Origin of the sequence: Mycobacterium uberis (genome assembly GCF_003408705.1) — a bacterium.
GTDB lineage: Bacteria > Actinomycetota > Actinomycetes > Mycobacteriales > Mycobacteriaceae > Mycobacterium > Mycobacterium uberis.
The window spans coordinates 191,830-210,527 of record NZ_QAYL01000015.1 but is presented as its reverse complement, the minus strand read 5'-3'; the positions used below and the strand labels follow the sequence as shown (position 1 = coordinate 210,527).

14 protein-coding genes and 6 pseudogenes are annotated in these 18,698 nt (G+C 59.1%); 9 read left to right on the top strand and 11 right to left on the bottom strand.

Annotation, left to right across the window (positions count from 1 at the left end; translation table 11 throughout):
- Positions 1 to 101: 101 nt before the first annotated feature.
- The 5 genes and pseudogenes from sthA to MUBE_RS10125 all read left to right on the top strand — a co-directional run bounded on the left by sthA (position 102) and on the right by MUBE_RS10125 (position 5,340).
- Positions 102 to 1,508, top strand: coding sequence for a Si-specific NAD(P)(+) transhydrogenase (gene sthA, locus MUBE_RS10150; RefSeq protein WP_116540449.1), 1,407 nt, complete (start codon positions 102 to 104; stop codon positions 1,506 to 1,508).
- 199 nt (positions 1,509 to 1,707) lie between these two features.
- Positions 1,708 to 2,106 carry a hypothetical protein gene (locus MUBE_RS15895; RefSeq protein ID WP_165849791.1) on the top strand — a complete coding sequence of 133 codons (399 nt, stop codon included), beginning with the start codon at positions 1,708 to 1,710 and terminating at the stop codon, positions 2,104 to 2,106.
- 469 nt (positions 2,107 to 2,575) lie between these two features.
- Positions 2,576 to 3,553, top strand: a complete 978-nt coding sequence (locus tag MUBE_RS10135) for a proteasome assembly chaperone family protein (RefSeq protein ID WP_116540414.1) — start codon at positions 2,576 to 2,578, stop codon at positions 3,551 to 3,553.
- 22 nt (positions 3,554 to 3,575) lie between these two features.
- A pseudogene (locus MUBE_RS10130) lies at positions 3,576 to 4,596 on the top strand (alpha/beta fold hydrolase).
- Positions 4,597 to 4,641: 45 nt separating this feature from the next.
- Positions 4,642 to 5,340: a PhzF family phenazine biosynthesis protein gene (locus MUBE_RS10125; protein ID WP_116540413.1), complete on the top strand. Its 699-nt coding sequence runs from the start codon at positions 4,642 to 4,644 to the stop codon at positions 5,338 to 5,340.
- An 85-nt stretch (positions 5,341 to 5,425) separates the two neighbouring features.
- On the opposite strand, the pseudogene MUBE_RS20370 reads toward MUBE_RS10125, so the two are convergent.
- From MUBE_RS20370 to MUBE_RS10110, 4 genes and pseudogenes are all read right to left on the bottom strand, one after another.
- A pseudogene (locus MUBE_RS20370) lies at positions 5,426 to 5,542 on the bottom strand (fatty acid-binding-like protein); the annotation flags it as partial.
- Positions 5,543 to 5,559: 17 nt separating this feature from the next.
- Positions 5,560 to 5,684, bottom strand: a pseudogene (locus MUBE_RS20365) (fatty acid-binding-like protein); the annotation flags it as partial.
- A gap of 43 nt (positions 5,685 to 5,727) precedes the next feature.
- Positions 5,728 to 6,192 (bottom strand): transcriptional regulator NrdR, encoded by a 465-nt coding sequence (gene nrdR / locus MUBE_RS10115; RefSeq protein WP_116540412.1) that lies wholly within the window; start codon positions 6,190 to 6,192, stop codon positions 5,728 to 5,730.
- Between the two features lie 163 nt (positions 6,193 to 6,355).
- Positions 6,356 to 6,850, bottom strand: coding sequence for a LysM peptidoglycan-binding domain-containing protein (locus tag MUBE_RS10110; RefSeq protein WP_116540411.1), 495 nt, complete (start codon positions 6,848 to 6,850; stop codon positions 6,356 to 6,358).
- Positions 6,851 to 7,110: 260 nt separating this feature from the next.
- On the opposite strand from MUBE_RS10110, the gene lexA reads away from it, so the two are divergent.
- Positions 7,111 to 7,818, top strand: coding sequence for a transcriptional repressor LexA (gene lexA / locus MUBE_RS10105; protein WP_116540410.1), 708 nt, complete (start codon positions 7,111 to 7,113; stop codon positions 7,816 to 7,818).
- Between the two features lie 707 nt (positions 7,819 to 8,525).
- Here lexA and MUBE_RS16370 read toward each other — a convergent pair.
- The 7 genes and pseudogenes from MUBE_RS16370 to MUBE_RS10070 form a co-directional block, all read right to left on the bottom strand.
- Positions 8,526 to 9,218 (bottom strand): annotated as a pseudogene (locus MUBE_RS16370) (LGFP repeat-containing protein); the annotation flags it as partial.
- A gap of 13 nt (positions 9,219 to 9,231) precedes the next feature.
- Positions 9,232 to 10,164 (bottom strand): annotated as a pseudogene (locus MUBE_RS10095) (acyl-CoA dehydrogenase family protein); the annotation flags it as partial.
- Positions 10,165 to 10,322: 158 nt separating this feature from the next.
- A pseudogene (gene hflX, locus MUBE_RS20360) lies at positions 10,323 to 11,745 on the bottom strand (GTPase HflX).
- 91 nt (positions 11,746 to 11,836) lie between these two features.
- The gene (gene dapF / locus MUBE_RS10085; protein ID WP_116540409.1) at positions 11,837 to 12,706 is read right to left on the bottom strand and encodes a diaminopimelate epimerase; all 870 of its coding nucleotides are present in this window, start codon (positions 12,704 to 12,706) and stop codon (positions 11,837 to 11,839) included.
- Between the two features lie 57 nt (positions 12,707 to 12,763).
- A complete protein-coding gene (gene miaA, locus MUBE_RS10080) occupies positions 12,764 to 13,699 on the bottom strand; it encodes a tRNA (adenosine(37)-N6)-dimethylallyltransferase MiaA (protein ID WP_116540408.1) in 936 nt (311 codons plus the stop codon).
- Entirely contained in the window at positions 13,696 to 14,394 is a 699-nt protein-coding gene (locus tag MUBE_RS10075; protein ID WP_116540407.1) for a class III extradiol ring-cleavage dioxygenase family protein, read from the bottom strand. Before MUBE_RS10075 ends, miaA begins: the two co-directional genes overlap by 4 nt.
- Before the next feature lie 17 nt (positions 14,395 to 14,411).
- Positions 14,412 to 15,236, bottom strand: coding sequence for a DMT family transporter (locus MUBE_RS10070; protein ID WP_133297100.1), 825 nt, complete (start codon positions 15,234 to 15,236; stop codon positions 14,412 to 14,414).
- 152 nt (positions 15,237 to 15,388) lie between these two features.
- On the opposite strand from MUBE_RS10070, the gene MUBE_RS16365 reads away from it, so the two are divergent.
- The 3 genes from MUBE_RS16365 to MUBE_RS10060 all read left to right on the top strand — a co-directional run bounded on the left by MUBE_RS16365 (position 15,389) and on the right by MUBE_RS10060 (position 18,670).
- On the top strand, positions 15,389 to 15,730 hold the full coding sequence (locus MUBE_RS16365; RefSeq protein ID WP_207801689.1) for a protein kinase family protein: 342 nt from the start codon (positions 15,389 to 15,391) through the stop codon (positions 15,728 to 15,730).
- Positions 15,731 to 15,817: 87 nt separating this feature from the next.
- Entirely contained in the window at positions 15,818 to 15,973 is a 156-nt protein-coding gene (locus MUBE_RS16360) for a hypothetical protein (RefSeq protein WP_207801688.1), read from the top strand.
- Positions 15,974 to 17,353: 1,380 nt separating this feature from the next.
- Positions 17,354 to 18,670, top strand: coding sequence for a DUF349 domain-containing protein (locus MUBE_RS10060; RefSeq protein ID WP_116540405.1), 1,317 nt, complete (start codon positions 17,354 to 17,356; stop codon positions 18,668 to 18,670).
- The last annotated feature ends 28 nt before the right edge of the window (positions 18,671 to 18,698 follow it).

Genomic DNA, 18,698 nt, shown 5'->3' with positions numbered 1-18,698 from the left:
GACGACCGCCACCGTCAACCGGCGTTCATGCGACCTGGCGGAGCTGTCCTACTGTCGACGAAGTCCTGGCTGTGCGTTCTACTGTCTATCTCATGGGGTCGATGCGTGAGTACGACATCGTGGTTATAGGTTCGGGCCCTGGCGGACAGAAAGCCGCGATAGCCTCGGCCAAGCTAGGTAAGTCCGTCGCAATCATCGAACGTGGCCGAATGCTCGGCGGCGTGTGTGTCAACACCGGCACCATCCCGTCAAAGACACTGCGCGAGGCCGTTCTGTACCTCACCGGGATGAATCAGCGTGAGCTCTACGGGGCAAGCTATCGGGTGAAAGACCGGATCACTCCGGCCGACCTGCTGGCTCGAACCCGACACGTGATCGGCAAGGAAATCGACGTGGTGCGCAATCAGTTGATGCGCAACCGGGTCGACGTGCTGCTCGGACACGGCCGCTTCCTTGACCCACACACGATCCTCGTTGAAGACTATGACCGCCGCGAGAAGACCACCGTCAGCGGCGATTACATTGTCATTGCCACCGGCACCAAGCCGGCGCGGCCTGCTGGAGTCGAGTTTGACGAGGAAAGGGTTCTCGACTCCGATGGGATCCTCGACCTTAAGTCACTACCATTTTCGATGGTCGTGGTCGGTGCCGGTGTGATCGGCATCGAGTACGCCTCGATGTTTGCCGCGTTGGGCATCAAGGTGACCGTGGTGGAAAAACGTAACGACATGCTGGACTTCTGCGACCCCGAAGTCGTCGAAGCACTGAAGTTCCACCTACGCGACCTAGAAGTGACATTCCGCTTCGGAGAGGAAGTCACCGCGGTCGATGTCGGTTCAGCGGGCACCGTCACTACTCTGGCCAGCGGCAAGCAAATTCCCGCCGAGACGGTCATGTACTCCGCGGGACGGCAGGGTCAGACCGATCACCTTGACCTAGAAAACGCTGGCCTGCAAGCCGTGGATCGTGGACGAATTTTTGTCGACGAGAAGTTCCAGACCAAGGTGGAACACATCTATGCGGTCGGCGACGTCATCGGCTTTCCCGCACTCGCCGCGACCTCGATGGAACAAGGGCGGCTGGCCGCGTATCATGCGTTCGGCGAGCCGACAGACGGCATCACCGAACTACAGCCGATCGGCATTTATTCGATCCCTGAGGTGTCCTACGTCGGCGCCACCGAGGTAAAGCTCACGAAGAACTCAATCCCCTACGAGGTAGGGATAGCCCGGTATCGGGAGCTTGCCCGCGGCCAGATCGCCGGCGACTCCTACGGCATGCTCAAACTGCTGGTGTCTACCAAAGATCTCAAGCTTCTCGGCGTGCATATCTTCGGTACCAACGCCACTGAGATGGTGCACATTGGGCAGGCCGTGATAGGATGTGGAGGCAGTGTAGAGTATTTGGTCGATGCGGTGTTCAACTACCCAACATTCTCTGAGGCCTACAAGAACGCCGCGCTGGATGTGATGAACAAGATGCGTGCGCTCAGCCAGTTCCGCCGCTGATCAGGGCCGTCCCCGAACAGAAAACATCGAATTCGGATGATACGGAATCACCGTCCCTGCCAGTTTCGGCGCGCACCAGCAGCTGCGTGGTGTAGTTCGTTGAACGGTGCCGAGTACGATATGTTCTGCGCACATCCACCACCGTGGAGACCACCAACCAAGCCGATGACCGTCGAACCGCCTCATCCACGAGGCGCCGTTGATTAATCCTTCGCATGCCACGCCACAACGCGGGAAACCCACTCTCGGTGTTCCCGGTTCTGGCCTCACCGCCGATGGGCATGCCACCCACGGCCGACGGATACCCGTCACGCTGACCCGGCTGTCCGAGATGGGCACTGCGCCTAGTGAAAGCGCGGCGCCGACATGCGTTTTTACCGCACCACCCTCTGCGCCGCTAACTCGGAGTCAGCGCGCGGATCCTTGGTGGCGATCTAATGTGGATCGAAATAGGGTTGACCGACTTGTCGCACGTCGTGTGGGCGCGGCATCATCGGACAAACCAGGAGTCAACGTTACCTGGAAGCTCCCGGACATGCAGAGCGGAGCGGTCAACACAAGGTCGCCGTCCGTTGAGTGCACCACCGAGCCCGCGTAAACGCGCACGGCGCCGCCGTCGACAAAAATTGCACCAACACGGGGATCGAGGTTTACTGAACCGGCCACCTGGATAGGATTCGGGTCAGCTAACCTATAGTGGTGGCGTACTCCTCGGCTTGCACTGACGCGGGGGTGACAACTACGTGATGAAGTGGCTGGCCCTACGACATCAGCAACGTCGCTGGGTTGACCAACGGGCAAACCCACATCATCTCCTCGCACATAACTCTCATCATGCCTGACCGCGCACCGGTAGCCAGAGATCGACGCTGCTCAACACGGCAGCAGGAACTCACCGGCAAACTGAGTGTCACCCGCGTGTTGGCGGCAACTGCGGTATCGCACTCATGCGCTTTCGAAAAACGTCGGCAGGGTAAGCTTTAGTGTTCGAATTATCGGGTCACCGTCGATTTGCAGGGACACTGGTTACGGCACCCTGGACAGACGCACGAGAGGAGGCAACACCGATGTCCCACCATCAGGGCCCTGATGACGAGCAGTACTACCAACCAGGGCAGCCCGGCATATACGAGCTTGAGTTCCCGGCACCACAGTTATTGGCATCCGATGGCCGCGGTCCGGTGTTGATACATGCTTTGGAGGGCTTCTCTGACGCCGGCCACGCAATCCGACTCGCTGCTGCCCACTTGAAGGCCACCCTGGACACCGAGCTGGTTGCGTCCTTCGCAATCGACGAATTGCTCGATTACCGCTCGCGGCGACCGCTGATGACGTTCAAGACTGATCACTTCACCCACTATGACGATCCAGAGCTCAGTTTGTACGCACTGCGCGACAGCATCGGCACCCCATTTCTTTTACTGGCCGGCATGGAACCAGATCTGAAATGGGAGCGCTTCATCACCGCAGTGCGCCTGCTGGCCGAGCGTCTGGGGGTTCGGCAGACCATCGGCCTGGGCACTGTCCCGATGGCGGTTCCACACACGCGGCCAATCACACTGACCGCGCACTCCAACAACGGGGAACTAATCACCGATTTCACACCTTGGATCACCGAGATCCAAGTCCCTGGCAGTGCGTCCAACTTGCTGGAATATCGAATGGGCCAGCACGGACATGAGGTTGTTGGGTTCACCGTGCACGTGCCACACTATCTGACGCAAACTGACTACCCAGCGGCCGCCCAAGCACTGCTCGAGCAAGTCGCCAAGACCGGAGCACTGCAGCTTCCGCTATTACCACTTGCCGAAGCGGCGGCAGAAATCCGAGCCAAGATCGACGAGCAGGTGCAGGCAAGCACCGAAGTCGCTCAAGTGGTAGCGGCTCTTGAGCGCCAGTATGATGCGTTCATCGACGCTCAGGAGAACAGGTCACTCCTGAGGCGCGACCAGGACCTGCCCAGCGGCGACGAGCTTGGAGCAGAGTTTGAGCGGTTCCTCGCTCAGCAGACAGAAAAGAAACGCGACGACGGCGACTTAACCTGAACACCCTGACCAGATTGGTGACATGACCACGCGAAAACGCAATCTTCGCGCGGTGCGAGAAGTCACCGTGCCGTCGTTGCGTTTCCGCACAGCCCTGTGATATTGCAAGTAGGTCTTTCGCATCGCCGGCTCCGGCCCAGCGCTGCTGTTGATCCATTGCATCGACGACAATTTGACCACTTGCACTGCCGTGCTAGCCCAACGGTTCAAGGTCATTGCCCCAGATCTAATTGGCCGCAGTCAGTCCGAGAAGCCACGCGCCGACAACTCCGCCACCGCCTACGCCAACGGGTACGTGACCTGCTCAGCGTGCTTGGAATCGAGCAGGCAATCCCGGTGGATCATTCGCTTGGTGGCAGGGTGGCAAGGCAGTTCGCCTAACCAATTCCCTCAGCTGGTCGACCGGCTCAACCTAGTCTCTACCAACGACGTCACCAAACGATGTCAACTTCGTCTTCCGGTGTGCGTCGTCGCCGATCGGCAGCGAAGCTCTAGCATTGCTGCGACTACCTTCGGTTGCTGCCGACAGTACAGCTAGCCGGCTAAGTGTTGGCATGGTGATCGGAATGACGAACTTGGGTAGCAAGCTACCGAATGTACTGCGGATTTTGGATGATCTAACTGAACCAATGGCCTCATCGGGGTTCGGCCGCACCTGGCGGACAGTCGTAGACTGGCCCAGTCAGATCGTCACTATGCTCGATCGATGTTATGTGACCCAGGCGATCCCGACACAGATCATTCGGACCCACGTGATATAGTAACCTCATTACTTATTACACTTGGCTAGCACACACCGCGATGTCTGGTTCTTGCCTGGGGATTCTATAATGCCTTGGCTATTTCTTGTTTCACGATCATTCGCGTCGTTTAATCAATGTCGTTAAGCACTTCCTCGACACCACCGACCTCGCTGAATACGATCGAGCCGTGCTTCGCGAATTGCTCCGCACCGGTGGCAATTGAAACCGTGACAGGTGCGGCCGACATTCGCCTTGCAGTTGCCAAACGCCATCGCTTCCAACGAACGCAGCACTACTTGAGCAACCCCGCCACACGCTCGTCGTGCAGGACCGTACAGTCGGGCCATGGGTATCGACGTGACGGTGCTGCGGGTTTTCACAGATGCAGACGGAAATTTTGGGAATCCGTTCGGTGTGGTTGACGCGAGCCAAGTCCAACCAAAGAACCGTCAACGCCTAGCGGCCCAATTAGGCTCCAGTGAAACGCTATTTATTGATCTTCCCACTGCCGGCTCGACGACCGCGTACGCTGTCATCCACACCCCCGAATCGAACTCCCATTCGCCGGGTCACCCGACGGTCGGAGCGTCGTGGTGGCTGCGCGCCAATGGTACGCCGATAAACACTTTGCAGGTCCCGGCAAGCATCGTGCAGGTGAGCTACGGCATCGGCGCAACAGGCGACCTTACAGGTATCAACGCACGCGCGGAATGGGCTCCTGAATTCGCCATCCACAACCTCGACTCACTCGATGCCCTTGGCTCCGCCGACCCCGCCGATTTTCCTGACGGCATAGCGCACTACCTGTGGACCTGGGACGACCGGTCCGCCGGATCACTGCGTGCCCGAATGTTTGCCACCCACCTGGGCGTACCAGAAGACGAAGCGACAGGCTCAGCGGCGATGCGGATGACCGACTACCTCAGCCGCAATCTGATCATCATCCAGGGTAAGGGATCGATAATCGCGACCACCTGGAATCCCGAAAGCTGGGTTCAGGTAGCGGGCCGGGTCGTCAAAGACGGTGTGACACATCTGGCCTGATCACAGGACGGCGCGGCGATTCTTGCCGAACAGCGAAAGTTCAGTGCTTTCGGTACAACACGGCGGCAAGATGATCCTGCAACGGCTACCCGACTGCACCGGAGTACAAAAGCTCGTCGCCATCGATTGTGCGGAAAGAGCGGCCAAGTGCGGTCACCTGCTTGGCGGTCGAAGACAACCCTATCGTTGTTGTAACCAAACTCTACTTCGATTCGATCGCTGCCCTGGCCTTCTGATGGTAAGTCAGGAACGGTTTACTCAGATAGTAAAATACAACTTCCTCGAGGTAGCGAACCAAGCAGCCGTGCCAGTGCTTCGAGATCAGGGTACAGGTCGGAGGGCATGCAGTCGGCCTAACTATATGGTCGGGTCACCCGTCGCGCTCCTTCAACGTGGGGTTGATACCTGGCGGTGAGCGCGAAGTGCTTTGATTTCGCGCTCGAAGTCGTCGGCCGACGAAAAGGACCGGTATATCGACGCGAAACGCAGGTAACCTACCTCGTCGAGTTCGCGCAACGGTCCAAGGATGGCCAGGCCAACCTCGTGACTTGGAACCTCCGGCAATCCGGCAGCACGTACGGTTTCTTCCACCTGCTGGGCCAAGAGACTCAGCGCGTCGTCGTCCACCTGGCAACCTTGGCAAGCCCGACGAACGCCGCGAATGACTTTCTCCCGGCTGAAAGGCTCCGTAACGCCGCTGCGCTTCACGACAGCTACCACTGCGGTTTCTACAGTGGTGAACCGCCGCCCACACTCGGGGCACGAACGACGGCGTCGAATCGCTTGGCCTTCATCAGTTTCTCGCGAATCAATCACCCTTGAATCGGGATGCCGGCAGAACGGACAATGCATGACCGCTCCTTCGCCAGGAAGACGTTGAGGTATCGCAAACGACTCCGAGAGTACCTGCGCACTGCCCCGCACGGCTAATACTGCCGCAACACATGCGCATTCACCACCGCGAGTGCCGGGTAGTTTTGTCTTAGGGCGGTTTCCGCAATACACCGCAACGCCGTCAGCCGACCGGCGCGATCAAGGTCTGGCCCGCGACGAGCGTTGGCGAGTTCAGCGCGTTAAGTTCACGGATGCGCTCGCTAACCTGGCGAATCGGTGCGTCGGGCGCTACCCGGGCAGCCACGTCCTGAAGTGACTCTCCGGCTTCAACCCGGACCACGACTAGCCTGTCGGGAACGGAGGTGGCCGAGTTGGCGACAAAGCCGTTGATCGCCTGGCTGAAGTGGGCCACCAGGCCAAGCCACAGAGTGATTATCCCAGCGAACAGGGCCAGCCCGATCGTCTTCGCGAGTGAAACGGAACGACCACGATAGGGGACGACCGACATCGTGACCCCGCTACCGGAGTAGCGCATCGGCGCGCCCATTGGCCTCGACGAAGCCGGCCTTCGAGACTTGGCCAACTCGTCGCGGCCACAGCGAGGTCCAGAGATCGGTCGGCTAATTGGGCGCCGTACATTCCCAGTATGCGGCGGTATTGCGTAGATAACTGTCATGTGCGTTCCTTAGGTCGGCTATTTCCCGCTCGTGTGTTCGACACTAGTCGCTCACATGTTCGACAAACGAACATGTGAGCGAAGCATGTCGGACGTGCACGACGCTAACCCAAGCCACCGACAGGGTGCGTACGGCTCAGGTCACAGCAGGGACCCCGGTCCCCATCGTCCGCAATACAGTTAGCTCGAAGACCAATCCCGGGACACATCTGTCGAACGCATGTTTGGTTCTTGGATGGTATCGGACTACATTCGGTACCATGAGTGACAGCAACGACACATCAGGCATCACCTCCGACGGCAGCTTGCATGCCGTGGATTCAGGGCTCACCGAGCGGCAACGCACCATTCTGAACGTCATCCGGGCCTCAGCCACCAGCCGCGGATACCCGCCCAGCATCCGGGAAATCGGAGATGCTGTCGGTCTGACCTCGACATCCTCGGTAGCCCACCAACTGCGCACCCTTGAGCGCAAGGGCTACCTACGCCGTGACCCGAATCGTCCGCGAGCTGTCGATGTCCGCGGCACCGAGGAGACCCCGATAGCCAGGCCAGCTGTCCCCACTAGGGTCGCCGGCTCCGATACCTTACCGAACCCCACCTTCGTCCCGGTACTCGGGCGCATCGCGGCCGGTGGGCCAATTCTCGCTGAGGAAGCTGTCGAAGACATCTTTCCACTGCCCCGCGAACTGGTCGGCGAGGGCACACTCTTTTTGCTCAAAGTGGTCGGCGACTCGATGGTCGAGGCCGCGATCTGCGATGGCGACTGGGTGGTCGTACGACAGCAGAACGTCGCCGACAACGGCGAGATCGTCGCAGCCATGATTGACGGTGAGGCCACTGTGAAGACGTTCAAACGCGCGGGTGGTCAGGTGTGGCTTATACCGCACAATCCGGCGTTCGATCCCATTCCCGGCAACGACGCGACGGTGCTTGGCAAGGTCGTCACAGTAATCCGCAAGATATAGACGCTGAAAAGCGCCGCACATAGCAGATCGGACTGCTGTTAGTCAGCCTTAATGAAGCAGTTGACCTGTGCAACTTCTTCATTTACTAGCCAGACTTCGGTGAGCGTGTCGTGGTAGAGCACGCTTTCCGGGGCATAGCGTAAATTGAAGTTTGGTTTCGCCTTAATGAGTAACCGTCGGGTATCTGATAGATATCATTCAGCGGCAAGTGGATCGTCGGCCGGAGAATCGAGCCTGACCGCAACGCCATCTTCAGTTTAGTACCACCCTAGATAAAGCATATCCATCACATCCGTCATATTTATGGCTGCGTGTCGCCCAATAGTCACCTCGGCCTCAGAAGCAGCGGCTTCCGACAAGTTACTGTAAGCGGGGATGACCTCCGTGGCATCGACATCCGACAAAGCGACAAGTTAAAAGTCGGCGGCAGACACCACCGGTATGGAATCGGTATCTACAGTCCTGTTCGAGTACTAAAACCTCCTCGGACCCAGAGGACAATTCGCTACTAAAAGCCCTGCCAGGCGCAACATCCTGGGCCAGGCCGATAGCGTCCTGTGCTCCGTGCAACCAACTGACCGTCGGCCCGCATTCGACATCGCGCCCCGGATAGTCCGGTCGTGCTAGGCCACTGTGCGGTACCGAACTCAGTGTCGTAAGTCCACTGCCCGTCAACTGCGGCATCATAAGTTAACGTCCATATCGTGGTCATACGTGTAATCAGCGATGTCGTGAACGGTGCGACGCCAACGCCACCCGAGCACCAACAAGACAAACATCACCGCAACCAGTTCGCCCCCACCAACCACCAATGCCAGATGACCTTCTTGGCGTGGAGTCGCCACAGCTGACGCACTCAGCTGGTTCTACCCAGACACCTGGAAATCCGGACAACAGTGGTGCCAGGTTCGCCGGAGCGATGATGAAGATATTACTGGCATTGTTCCATGAGATCTTGCCGCCGGTGAACTTCTGCAAGATCATGTCACCGCCCACCGCTTGATTTGCGACTGGTGTGCCGAGTTTGCCGACAGGGCCTTTGCGTTTGTCCCACGTCACTTTCATCGCTCCACGCACGACAAACGTGCCGTGATCGGGTGGTCCAGAAGATCACCGGCTTATCGGCCGCGGAAAACATGGCGATTCGTCTGGCGGAAGCAATACCACCATCGCCCTCATTGGCGGTGGGTAGGCCCAAATCACTGCCGACCGGCCCGCCCAGCGACTCGTACTTAGCCAGAATGTCACTCTCGACCGCATTAGCACTGGAGGCTTGGCCGAAAAGCACCTTGCCGCCAGCGAAGTCCTGTACAACTTCCGTTACTGCCGATGGAATGTTGCCTGCCCTGCTTGGCGCCTAGCGGACCCGAAGTGCCGCCGGCCGCGCGCCAGGCCATTGACTTCTTCTCGATGGTGCAGACGGATGAACTCGTCGACCATCATGCGCACCACGGTGGACTCGGTCGCCAGCTCGGCCAGTATGAACCGGCGGTTCTGGAAACTGACGATTGGTTTGCCACAAGCTTTATGCTCCTCGGTGTACTGCAATGTCCATTCCAGCACCTTCTCCATAGCTGAGGCCGCCATGATAGCGCTCGAGATCCACTCCCTATGGCAGGTTCTGCATGAGGTAGAGGAACCCAATCCCCTCCTGGCCAAACAGGGTTTCAGCACGAAACGTGCACATCGGTGAACAACAGCTCGGCGGTCTCCTGCACAATCAGTCCGATTTTGTCTAAATGGCGGCCGCACTCGGAGCCTTCCACATCGCATTCTACAATAAAAACCCCGTATGCTCTTATCCGGATTGGTTTGCGCCACCACAGTCACCAGATCCGAGTTAATTCCGTTGGTGATGAATGTCTTTGTATCATTAAGTTATGTAGTGATCCCCCTACTTGACCCCACAGGTATTGATGCCCTGTAAGTCGCTGCCGGCTCCCAGTTCGGTCATCGCAATCGCACTAATCAGTTCCCCGATGCAGAATTTTTAACGCAACCAGCACTGCTTTTGCTCCTCAGTGGCCATATTCAGCAGGTAAAGGGCTACAATGTCGTTGTGTAAGACGAATGCGATCCTGCCGTAGCTTTGGCGCTGGTTTCCTCGGTGATGATCGTGTTGTACCAGAAGTCGAGGTTACTTACGCCGTACTCCTCTCGGGAACCGCCATCTCAAGAAAGCTCTGCTTGTCGGCTTCAAGCCACACTCCGCGGTTAACTATCTTCACCTTCTCCCATTCTCCGTTGTACAGCGGAACATAACGATCGAAGAAGCCCCGGTAGGACCCACGAAACAATTCATGCTCAGACTGGAAAAGTGCGCTGGTATTTGAAGGCACCGCTCATAACACGACCTCCGGTGAACGGAAACTTCGCCCCCAAACACATACCAACCGAATGGTTGGTCAACAGCCTGTCGCCAGACCCGCCACCTGGTAAACTAAGCTATGTGTCACCCGCCAGCGGCAACTACGGACTCGGTGCTGCCGGGCCGGCAACAGCTATCAGTCGGCCGAGAACTCCTGCAAGCCGGTGACAAACATCACGGGAACCCGGGCCTTAATCCGGGTGCCGTTCGAGTTGTACTGTGCCTCCTAAATTAGCCCGTTAGCGTACAGGCGAAGTGCTAGATTACCACAGTCGTACAGGACGACCACGTCTACAGCGGTGTCCCGGTGAACACGGCAAGCCCAGCTATCGGTTGCAGCAACACGTCGATATCATTTCTCGGCGCTAGCAGAGAAGAACACGGCGCCTGGCAGCCTGTGGCGAAGCTTGGCCAGCATCAGAGCGCATGAGGCATCGATCTTGTTAAACTATCAGCAACTCATGCTATGCCTCCGCACCACCACCCCGGTGATTGGTAAATAACTGCAGAGATCACTTGACGGACCGCATTGATCTGGGTCAACAAGTTGGCACCTGAGCCGTCGACGACATGCAACAACAGATCGGCATCAACGATCTCACTCCAGCGCGGAACGGAATACTTCAACCAGCTGAGTGAACAGGTGACGAACGAACCCCACAGTGTCGGCGAGCACGAACGGCTCACCGTTATGAAATTCCGCGCGCCGGATGATGGGGTTCGAGGGCGCCAAACAGCATATCCTACACCAGCCCATCCCCACCCTGGCCAGTACGTTCAGTAAGCTATACTTGCGGGTGTTAGTGTAACCCACACTAGCGACCGAGGGCATGTCGCTGTGTAGCCGGCGGCTGAGGTGGGTATCACCCGATGCTTCATGACGCTGATATCACTAGGCAACTTGACCATCCGTTCCCACATGCGACACCAGGTCAGTTTCGATTTTGGTCTCACTGGAACCGCACAGGCCCACTCCTTCACCGTTGCTACCGGCGCGACCACCAGAATACTGCGACATCGACTCACCGCAACCGTGCGATCAAGGTAGTAATACTCTAGTCTGAGCCAAGAGCACCTGCGCTTTGCCCTCCCAGCTGATCACGTGCTGAGCAATGAAGATGTCAAAATGAGCGGTGGTGTAGCCGATAACCTTGACCTTTACTACCTTCTCCAGCCCGGCCAGCTGCGTGAAGACAGTTCATCGTCGCAGATGACAGTGTCGGCACAGGTGGTCAGCACTACCGCACGCAATTCAGCAGCCTTACCGGAGCCGAGATAGATCGACGGATCAAGCTGATCGCGGCGCTGGATCAGACCTTCGAGGACCTGCGAACCGGCGGTCTCAGCCAGGGACACGAGTTAGGCCATGCTGGCCTGATTGTTGGCGCGCCGCCCTTGGTCCACACATCAACCAAAACCACCCGTTCCAACCGCAGCTGGGGGTACTCGACCTCGGAAACATCGACGAGTCCGGTGGACAGCTCAGCGACATGGTGGAGTGCCGATCGGTCCTCGAGCGCAAGTTCACCGACACTGGGCGAAGAATTTAGAGTGCCCATCTGAGGCTAATCTGGAAATGCCATGGCCAATACCCGATGGTGGCAAGTCGTGGACAGCGGCGCACCCGAATGAATTGCAGCACTGAGAACATCACGCCAGCACGGCCCACCACGCGTCCGCAATCTCGCCGCGCGCCACTAGCATTGACGGTCCGCGCAGGTAGCTGGTCGCGTCGGTGATGGTGACGACGACATCACCGCCCGGCACCCGGACGGTGAGCGTTCCGGTGTCGACGCCGGTATTTGCCAGCGCGGCCACCGCGGCTGCGACCGCTCCGGTACCACACGACTGGGTTTCACCCACTCCGCGCTCGTGGACCCGCATCTGAACCAGGCCGCCGGCCAGTACAGTAAGCACTTCGATATTGACCCCGTCTGGGAAGTGCACACGGTCGAAATGTACCGGCGCATCCATGTCCAGGGTCGCAAGCTCTTCGCTTTTCAGCCGCGGATCGAAACACGCCAGGTGCGGATTGCCAACATCCACCGCCAGCCCGGTGAACCGCCTTCCACCGACGATTGCTTCACTCGCGCCTAGCCTATTAACCTTGCCCATGTCGACGGTGACATCCGCATTGGTAGCATCGACGTGATGCAAGCTGACCATCCGCGGGCCAGCCAGTGAACCAACGACGAACTCGTCGCGGGACTCTAAGCCGCTGGCGCGCAGGTAATGCGCGAAAACCCGTACACCGTTGCCGCACATCTGCGCAGTCGACCCGTCAGCGTTGCGGTAGTCCATGTACCAATCGGAGCCGTTGACACCGTCGGACAGGCTATCGAGCACGCCAGCCATCACGGCGGCGCCCACAGTGGTGATCCGCAGCACCCCGTCAGCACCCAGGCCTTGGCGCCGATCGCACAACGTGGCGACCCGGGCAGCAGTAAGCGTCACATCGGCCTCGACGTCAGGCAGCAGCACAAAATCATTTTGGGTGCCGTGTCCCTTGGCGAAGATCACGTGCGCCGCCCCTCCTCATCGTTGCGCTCTGCATCGTCGTCGACGCAGATCACCAGATCAGGATACGTTCCGCCACACCCGTAACACGTCGTCAACGACACCGCTGCGATTGGTTGTACCCACGTCAAGCCAGTGCACTCGGTGGTCTCGATGAAACCACGACCGCTGCCGTCGCGCGTAACGTCGGTGGCCCAGGTAGGTCTGCTGGCACGCTTCACTCCAACGGCCAGTGCCCCCTCCGGCATCGAGTGCCGTGAGCACTTGGGCATAGCCCAATGCACGCGAGGCGGTGATTCCGTCGCGCAGGCCACAGCGTAACAATACACGTACTTCATCGACCAGGCCTTGCTCGAACATCACATCAGCGCGTCGCGCTAATCTCTCACTGAGAATCGTTTTGTCACAATCTAACCCAACGATGACGGTGTCCCACCGCGGAGCGCCGATGCGTGGCACGGACGCGACGAAGGGCTTTCCGGTGAGCTCGACCACCTCAAGTGCCCGCACGGTGCGCCGGCCATCGGTAGGCAAGATTGCCGCTGCTGCCGCCGGGTCACGACGGGCCAGTTCCGCGTGCAGCTTGCCGACCCCGACTTCAGCAAGCTGCTGCTCCCACCGCGCGCGTACGGCCGGATCGGTCCCCGGAAACGACCAGTTGTCGAGCAGCGACTGGACATAGAGCATCGAACCACCCACCACTACCGGCACTGCTCCACGAGCTACGATCGCCTCGATATCGGCGGCAGCAGTTCGCTGATAGCTGGCGACCGTCGCGGTTTCGGTGACGTCTAGGACGTCGAGTTGATGGTGCGGGATGCCTCGGCGCACCGCGACAGGCAGCTTCGCTGTTCCGATGTCCATACCGCGATAGAGCTGCATCGCGTCGGCGTTGACGATCTCCGCGCCAACCTGGCTGCTGAGTCGCTCAATGACGTCGAGGGCCAGTTCCGACTTGCCGACACCCGTCGGACCGACAATCGCGAGTGGCCTCATGGCTGCCAGACACCGGCGAAATACCCCACACCGTAGGGCGCTCCCCGGTATAACTCTTTGGCCAATCGCGGCCCTGACTCGACCAGACCAGCCAGCACCTGGAATGCCACCCGCCCCGGGATCTGACGTGGCAGCCGGGTCAAGGCCGCGACGTCACCGCTTGCCAGCGCGTCATCGAGAGCTAGCTGATCATCGGCGGCACTGGGGTCATAGCCACCGGGGGCACTCGACGTCAGGGTGGTGGCGCCGTCGGCGACAACCAGCACTCCGATCGGATCGGGTGCCTGGTCAATCTCGATGCGCAATTCCCGACCGCGGGCCAGCGCAATGTCAAGATCGTGGTCACCGCAATACACCCGCACCTGTGCACTGGCGTACGGCTGGGCCTGGCCCCGCACCCAGGCAGCGAGCAGTACACACACCGGTAATTCGACTGGCAACTCAGCCCCACCACTGGCCTGCGGTGACAGTCGAACCCGCACGTCAGCGCCGAAACCCGCGAAGGTTCCCAGGTAGCCGTCGGGGTCCACAACGTCGTCTGTGTACCCCGTTCCGACAACGATCCAGTGCGGGGGCAAACAGGCGGCCGCCACCAACACTGCAGCTCCAAGGTCGGCCACTTCGGCGGCCGCCACCCCGGCGAGCTCGGGAACAAGCACCGGCGCGGACGGAATTATAGCGATAGCGCTCAGCACGCCACCAAACTAACGTTTCAACGATGCAACGAACCACAGAAGTTGGCTCGAGGCCAGAATGAAATCTTAGTATACCACGCCGATTGGTGATTTCTCCTTCGCCCCCACAGTTGCTTCTCCTGACGCTTTTCTGGAGAGTTTCTCCGGGCAACCTTCGTCGACATGGATTCAGGCTCGCCATAGGCCAACGCCACAGTTGCGATGACCATCAGCAAAACCCCGACGATCAGAATAAACGCGCGTGGCCCACGACTGTCCAGCGTTTCGCCGAGCACAACGATGCCCAGCACCGATCCACCCAAAGGTTGAGCCACGACCGATGTCGACAACGAAGCGGTCAGCACGCCCGCATACAACAACGACTGCCAAAGTATCACGCCAACCGGCAAGACCAGGAAGTAAATGTACAGTTTGGGGTGCGAATTAGGATGGCAAAATCCTTGCCGAGCCCCTCCACCACTGCCTTGGTCAATTCCGTGAACACGGCCAGCGTCGCCGCTAAGACCACCACTAGCAGCACCGCGGATAGAGGTCTCCGTACCGTAGCAGATCCGGGCATTCGCCACGCACAACAGCAACAGCCGGAACGACCACCATGGCAACTTCAGCCCAAGTCGACAGGGGACGTACCCAACAGTCCGGCTGGCCTGCCCTTTGACAACGTACCTGCAGCGCAAATGATCCCAGCCTGACGCAACGGCGCTCGTATCAGCCCAATGCGCCACGTAGCGCATGACGGGCTCCGGCAGCTGCAGCTCGGCCACTGCAGATATTGGTTGGAACTTCCGCACCGGCAGTCGGTTCAAATCTGAAAATACTTGCACCACAACGCGTGAACTCACCGCATTGCCGCTGACCGAGCATGGTTTTCTTGCCAAGATGCGAACCGCTGATTCACCGCACTAGGCCACAGTTACAGAACAGTTTCGGATACGAAATTTTTCGTGTGCCCAAATTGGCGCAGAATCACCATCATGGCTGCTAGAACAGGATAGTGCGGTCGGTGGTCGGGTGGCTAGGGCACCTTGTTGGTGTGATTGCCTGTTGGTTGAAGAAGTCAGCGACGAGCGCCACCACGCGTGGTTCGCGAGTGGAGACCCGGTTTGGGCCCTACTATCTCACGCGGCAACTAAATAACGGCGACATGAGCAAAGTCCATAAGGCCGTCGACACCGTCCAACAGCCGGTGGTGGCACTAAAGCTGATGCCAGAGGCGCTCAGCCAAGGCCCAGTGTTTCGCATGCGCATGCAACGCAAAGCCCGTAACCCCGACAGGTTACAAGAGCCTCATGTGGTGCCCATCTACGATTACGACGAAACCGACGGACAGCTGTAACTGAACATGCGCCTGGTCAAAGGAACCCATTTTGCAGTGCTGCTGTAACGATTCGGACCAGTAACCCCACCGTGGGCGGTCACACTGGTGCATCAAGTCTCCTCGGTGTTGGACGCCGCCCACGCCGCCGGGGCAATGCGCTACGATATGAAGCTAGGAAACATTCTCACCACCACTAACAACTCCGTCTATTTGGTGGATTGCGGGATCGCCAACATGGTCACCGACGAAAAGCTGACCTAAAGCGGCAGGGCGTGTAGGAACCTAGCAATCCATGGCTCCGGAGTGATTTTTAACGCTGAGGTCACCCACTGTGCCGACGTTTATTCGCTGACCTGTTGTGCTTGCACGAATGTCTGAACGGAGCCCCGGCGTGCCGAACCGACAGCGCCGACATGCTGACCACAACCCACCTGATAGCGTCCACACCGCAATTCAGCCAACTGCCGGCCGGGACCCCTGCCACATTCGACGCAATGATCACACGCAGGATGGCCAAAAAGCCAGAGGACCACTACGGCCAGCGGTAGCAATGTAGCACAGGCCGCACATCAAGCGCTCAGCAAACTTCATCAGGCTCAAGAGTTTCGCATTCTCCAACGCAGCGAGGAAGCCGAGCTGCACTGGGCATCAACTGCCGACATGGGAATTACTTATTTAGCCTCCATAATGCTCCCATGTTCCGCACCGACATCCCAATCCGACCCAGACAGGTTTCTGCGCCGCCTCTTCCACGTCGTCGGTGTGCGGCTATCTAGGTAACCCCAACAATCTGGCCCAGTCCGTCTGGCGCACCACCCTCACGCCACTCGCAGCTAACCCCGCCGATAGCTACTGATCGGCGCCGCCTGAATAGTCCTCACCGTCCTAGCAGCAGAGGGTAACGCGGGCTGGATCTTCTACCAAATAAATTCGGCTATTCCCACAACAGTCACGAGCCCGCCGGCAGCCGCATCCACGACAGAGTCCGCCGATGCCTTAGATCGGGCTACTCAACCTGCTGCCGTTTGGCTATAGACCAGGGTACGTGGCCGACCGTTCTTACCACTCATAAAAACGCTGGTCAGGATTTTATTGGTCAGGATTTTATATAGTAGACGCCCGCGGCTCGTCCAGAGCGATCTCCACGGTGTTCAGGGTAACTCTTGCACATTGTGCCACTTATTTGACGATAGCCTACGCACAAACACATTTTAGTGAGTTATCCCGAGGAATCCTAAGTCATCAACCGGTTGACACCGCCCCGACAACCCCCATCTAGGCGGCATGGTCTTTTGCGCGGTCCAAAGCAGCAGCCCGGCGCTGGCACAGATCAACGGGGCCTAACTGATGATCGGTCTGGTCCAAGAAGATCCAGTGGGACCCAACCGCAACCAGCTCTACAGCTGGTGGAAAAGCTCGCGCCCGTCGGAAAGCTACCGACGCAGGTAGTGACTAACACCGACAATAATGGTGGCGACATACAGTCCGTCAAGCTGCTTCAATACTGTTGGGAGCGGCTAATGGTCGGATGACAGTTACACGGTCACACCAGGCGTCTACGACCGTGCAAGATGCCGTTACGCGCAGCAGGCGCGCGAGACAACGATCGCGCGAAGGGTGACAAAGGTAGGTGACCAACGCATGACGGCCGACGAATCCCGGACCAACGATTCGCCCAAGCCGGCACCACGTCCCGGCCCCCGGCCAATGCCGCGATCCGCCACCCACCTGGTGGCAACACCCCCGTCCAACGACCCACACCGATTCGGACGCATGGATGACGACGGCACGGTGTGGCTGATCAGCGCGGCCGGTGAACGTATCGTCGGCTCCTGGCAAGCCGGCGATCGCGAAGCCGCGTTTGCTCATTTTGGCCGCCGATTCGACGATCTGTGCACCGAGATCACGCTAATGGAAGAGCGACTGGCCACGGGAGCCGGCGACGCCCGCAAGATCCAGGCCAATGCGGCAGCGCTGGCCGAGGCGTTGCCGACGGCATGTGTATTGGGCGACATCGACGCACTCGCGACCCGGTTGACAGACCTACTGGCGCGCGTCGACGTTATCGTCGTTGCGGATCGCTCCCGACGCGACGAGCATCGGGCCGCACAGACCGCACGCAAGGAGGCGCTGGCCGCCGAGGCCGAGGATCTGGCCGACAACTCAACCCACTGGAAAGTCGCCGGTGACCGGCTGCGTGCGATCCTCGATGAATGGAAGACGATCAGCGGCCTGGATCGAAAGGTCGACGACGCGCTATGGAAACGCTATTCGGCAGCCAGAGAAACCTTCAACCGGCGACGGGGATCGCATTTCTCCGAGCTCGACCGAGAGCGTTCTGAGGTCAGGCAACACAAAGAACGGCTCTGCGAACGAGCCGAAGAGCTGTCCCACTCCAGGGAGTGGACCACCACGAGCGCGGAGTTCCGAAAGCTACTCACCGAATGGAAGGCGGCGGGACGTACAACCCGAGATATCGACGATGCACTGTGGTGCCGCTTTAAAGCGGCACAAGACTGTTTCTTCGCGGCTCGCAATGCCGCGTCAGCGGAAAAAGACGCCGAATTGCGGGCCAATGCCACCGCCAAAGAGGCGTTGCTAGCTGAAGCGGAAAAACTCGACACCGCTAACTACGAAGCCTCGAGAACGGCGCTGCGCTCGATCACCGAAAAATGGGATGCAATTGGCCGGATTCCCCGGGAACGATCCGCCGAATTGGAGCGGCGGCTGCGCGCCGTCGAAAAGAGAATACGCGACGCAGGCACATCAGATTGGGCCGACCCCCAGGCGCAGGTCCGCGCTGAACAATTCCGAACCCGGGCCGAGCAGTTCGAACGACAGGCCCAGAAGGCAGCGGCTGCCGGCCGGATCAAAGAAGCCAAAGAAGCCGAGGCTAATGCCGCACAGTGGCGACAGTGGGCTGAAACCGCCGCTGATGCGCTGGCCCGCAGATTTTAGCAGCCGCCTTGGGGATCCGGCGGCACCC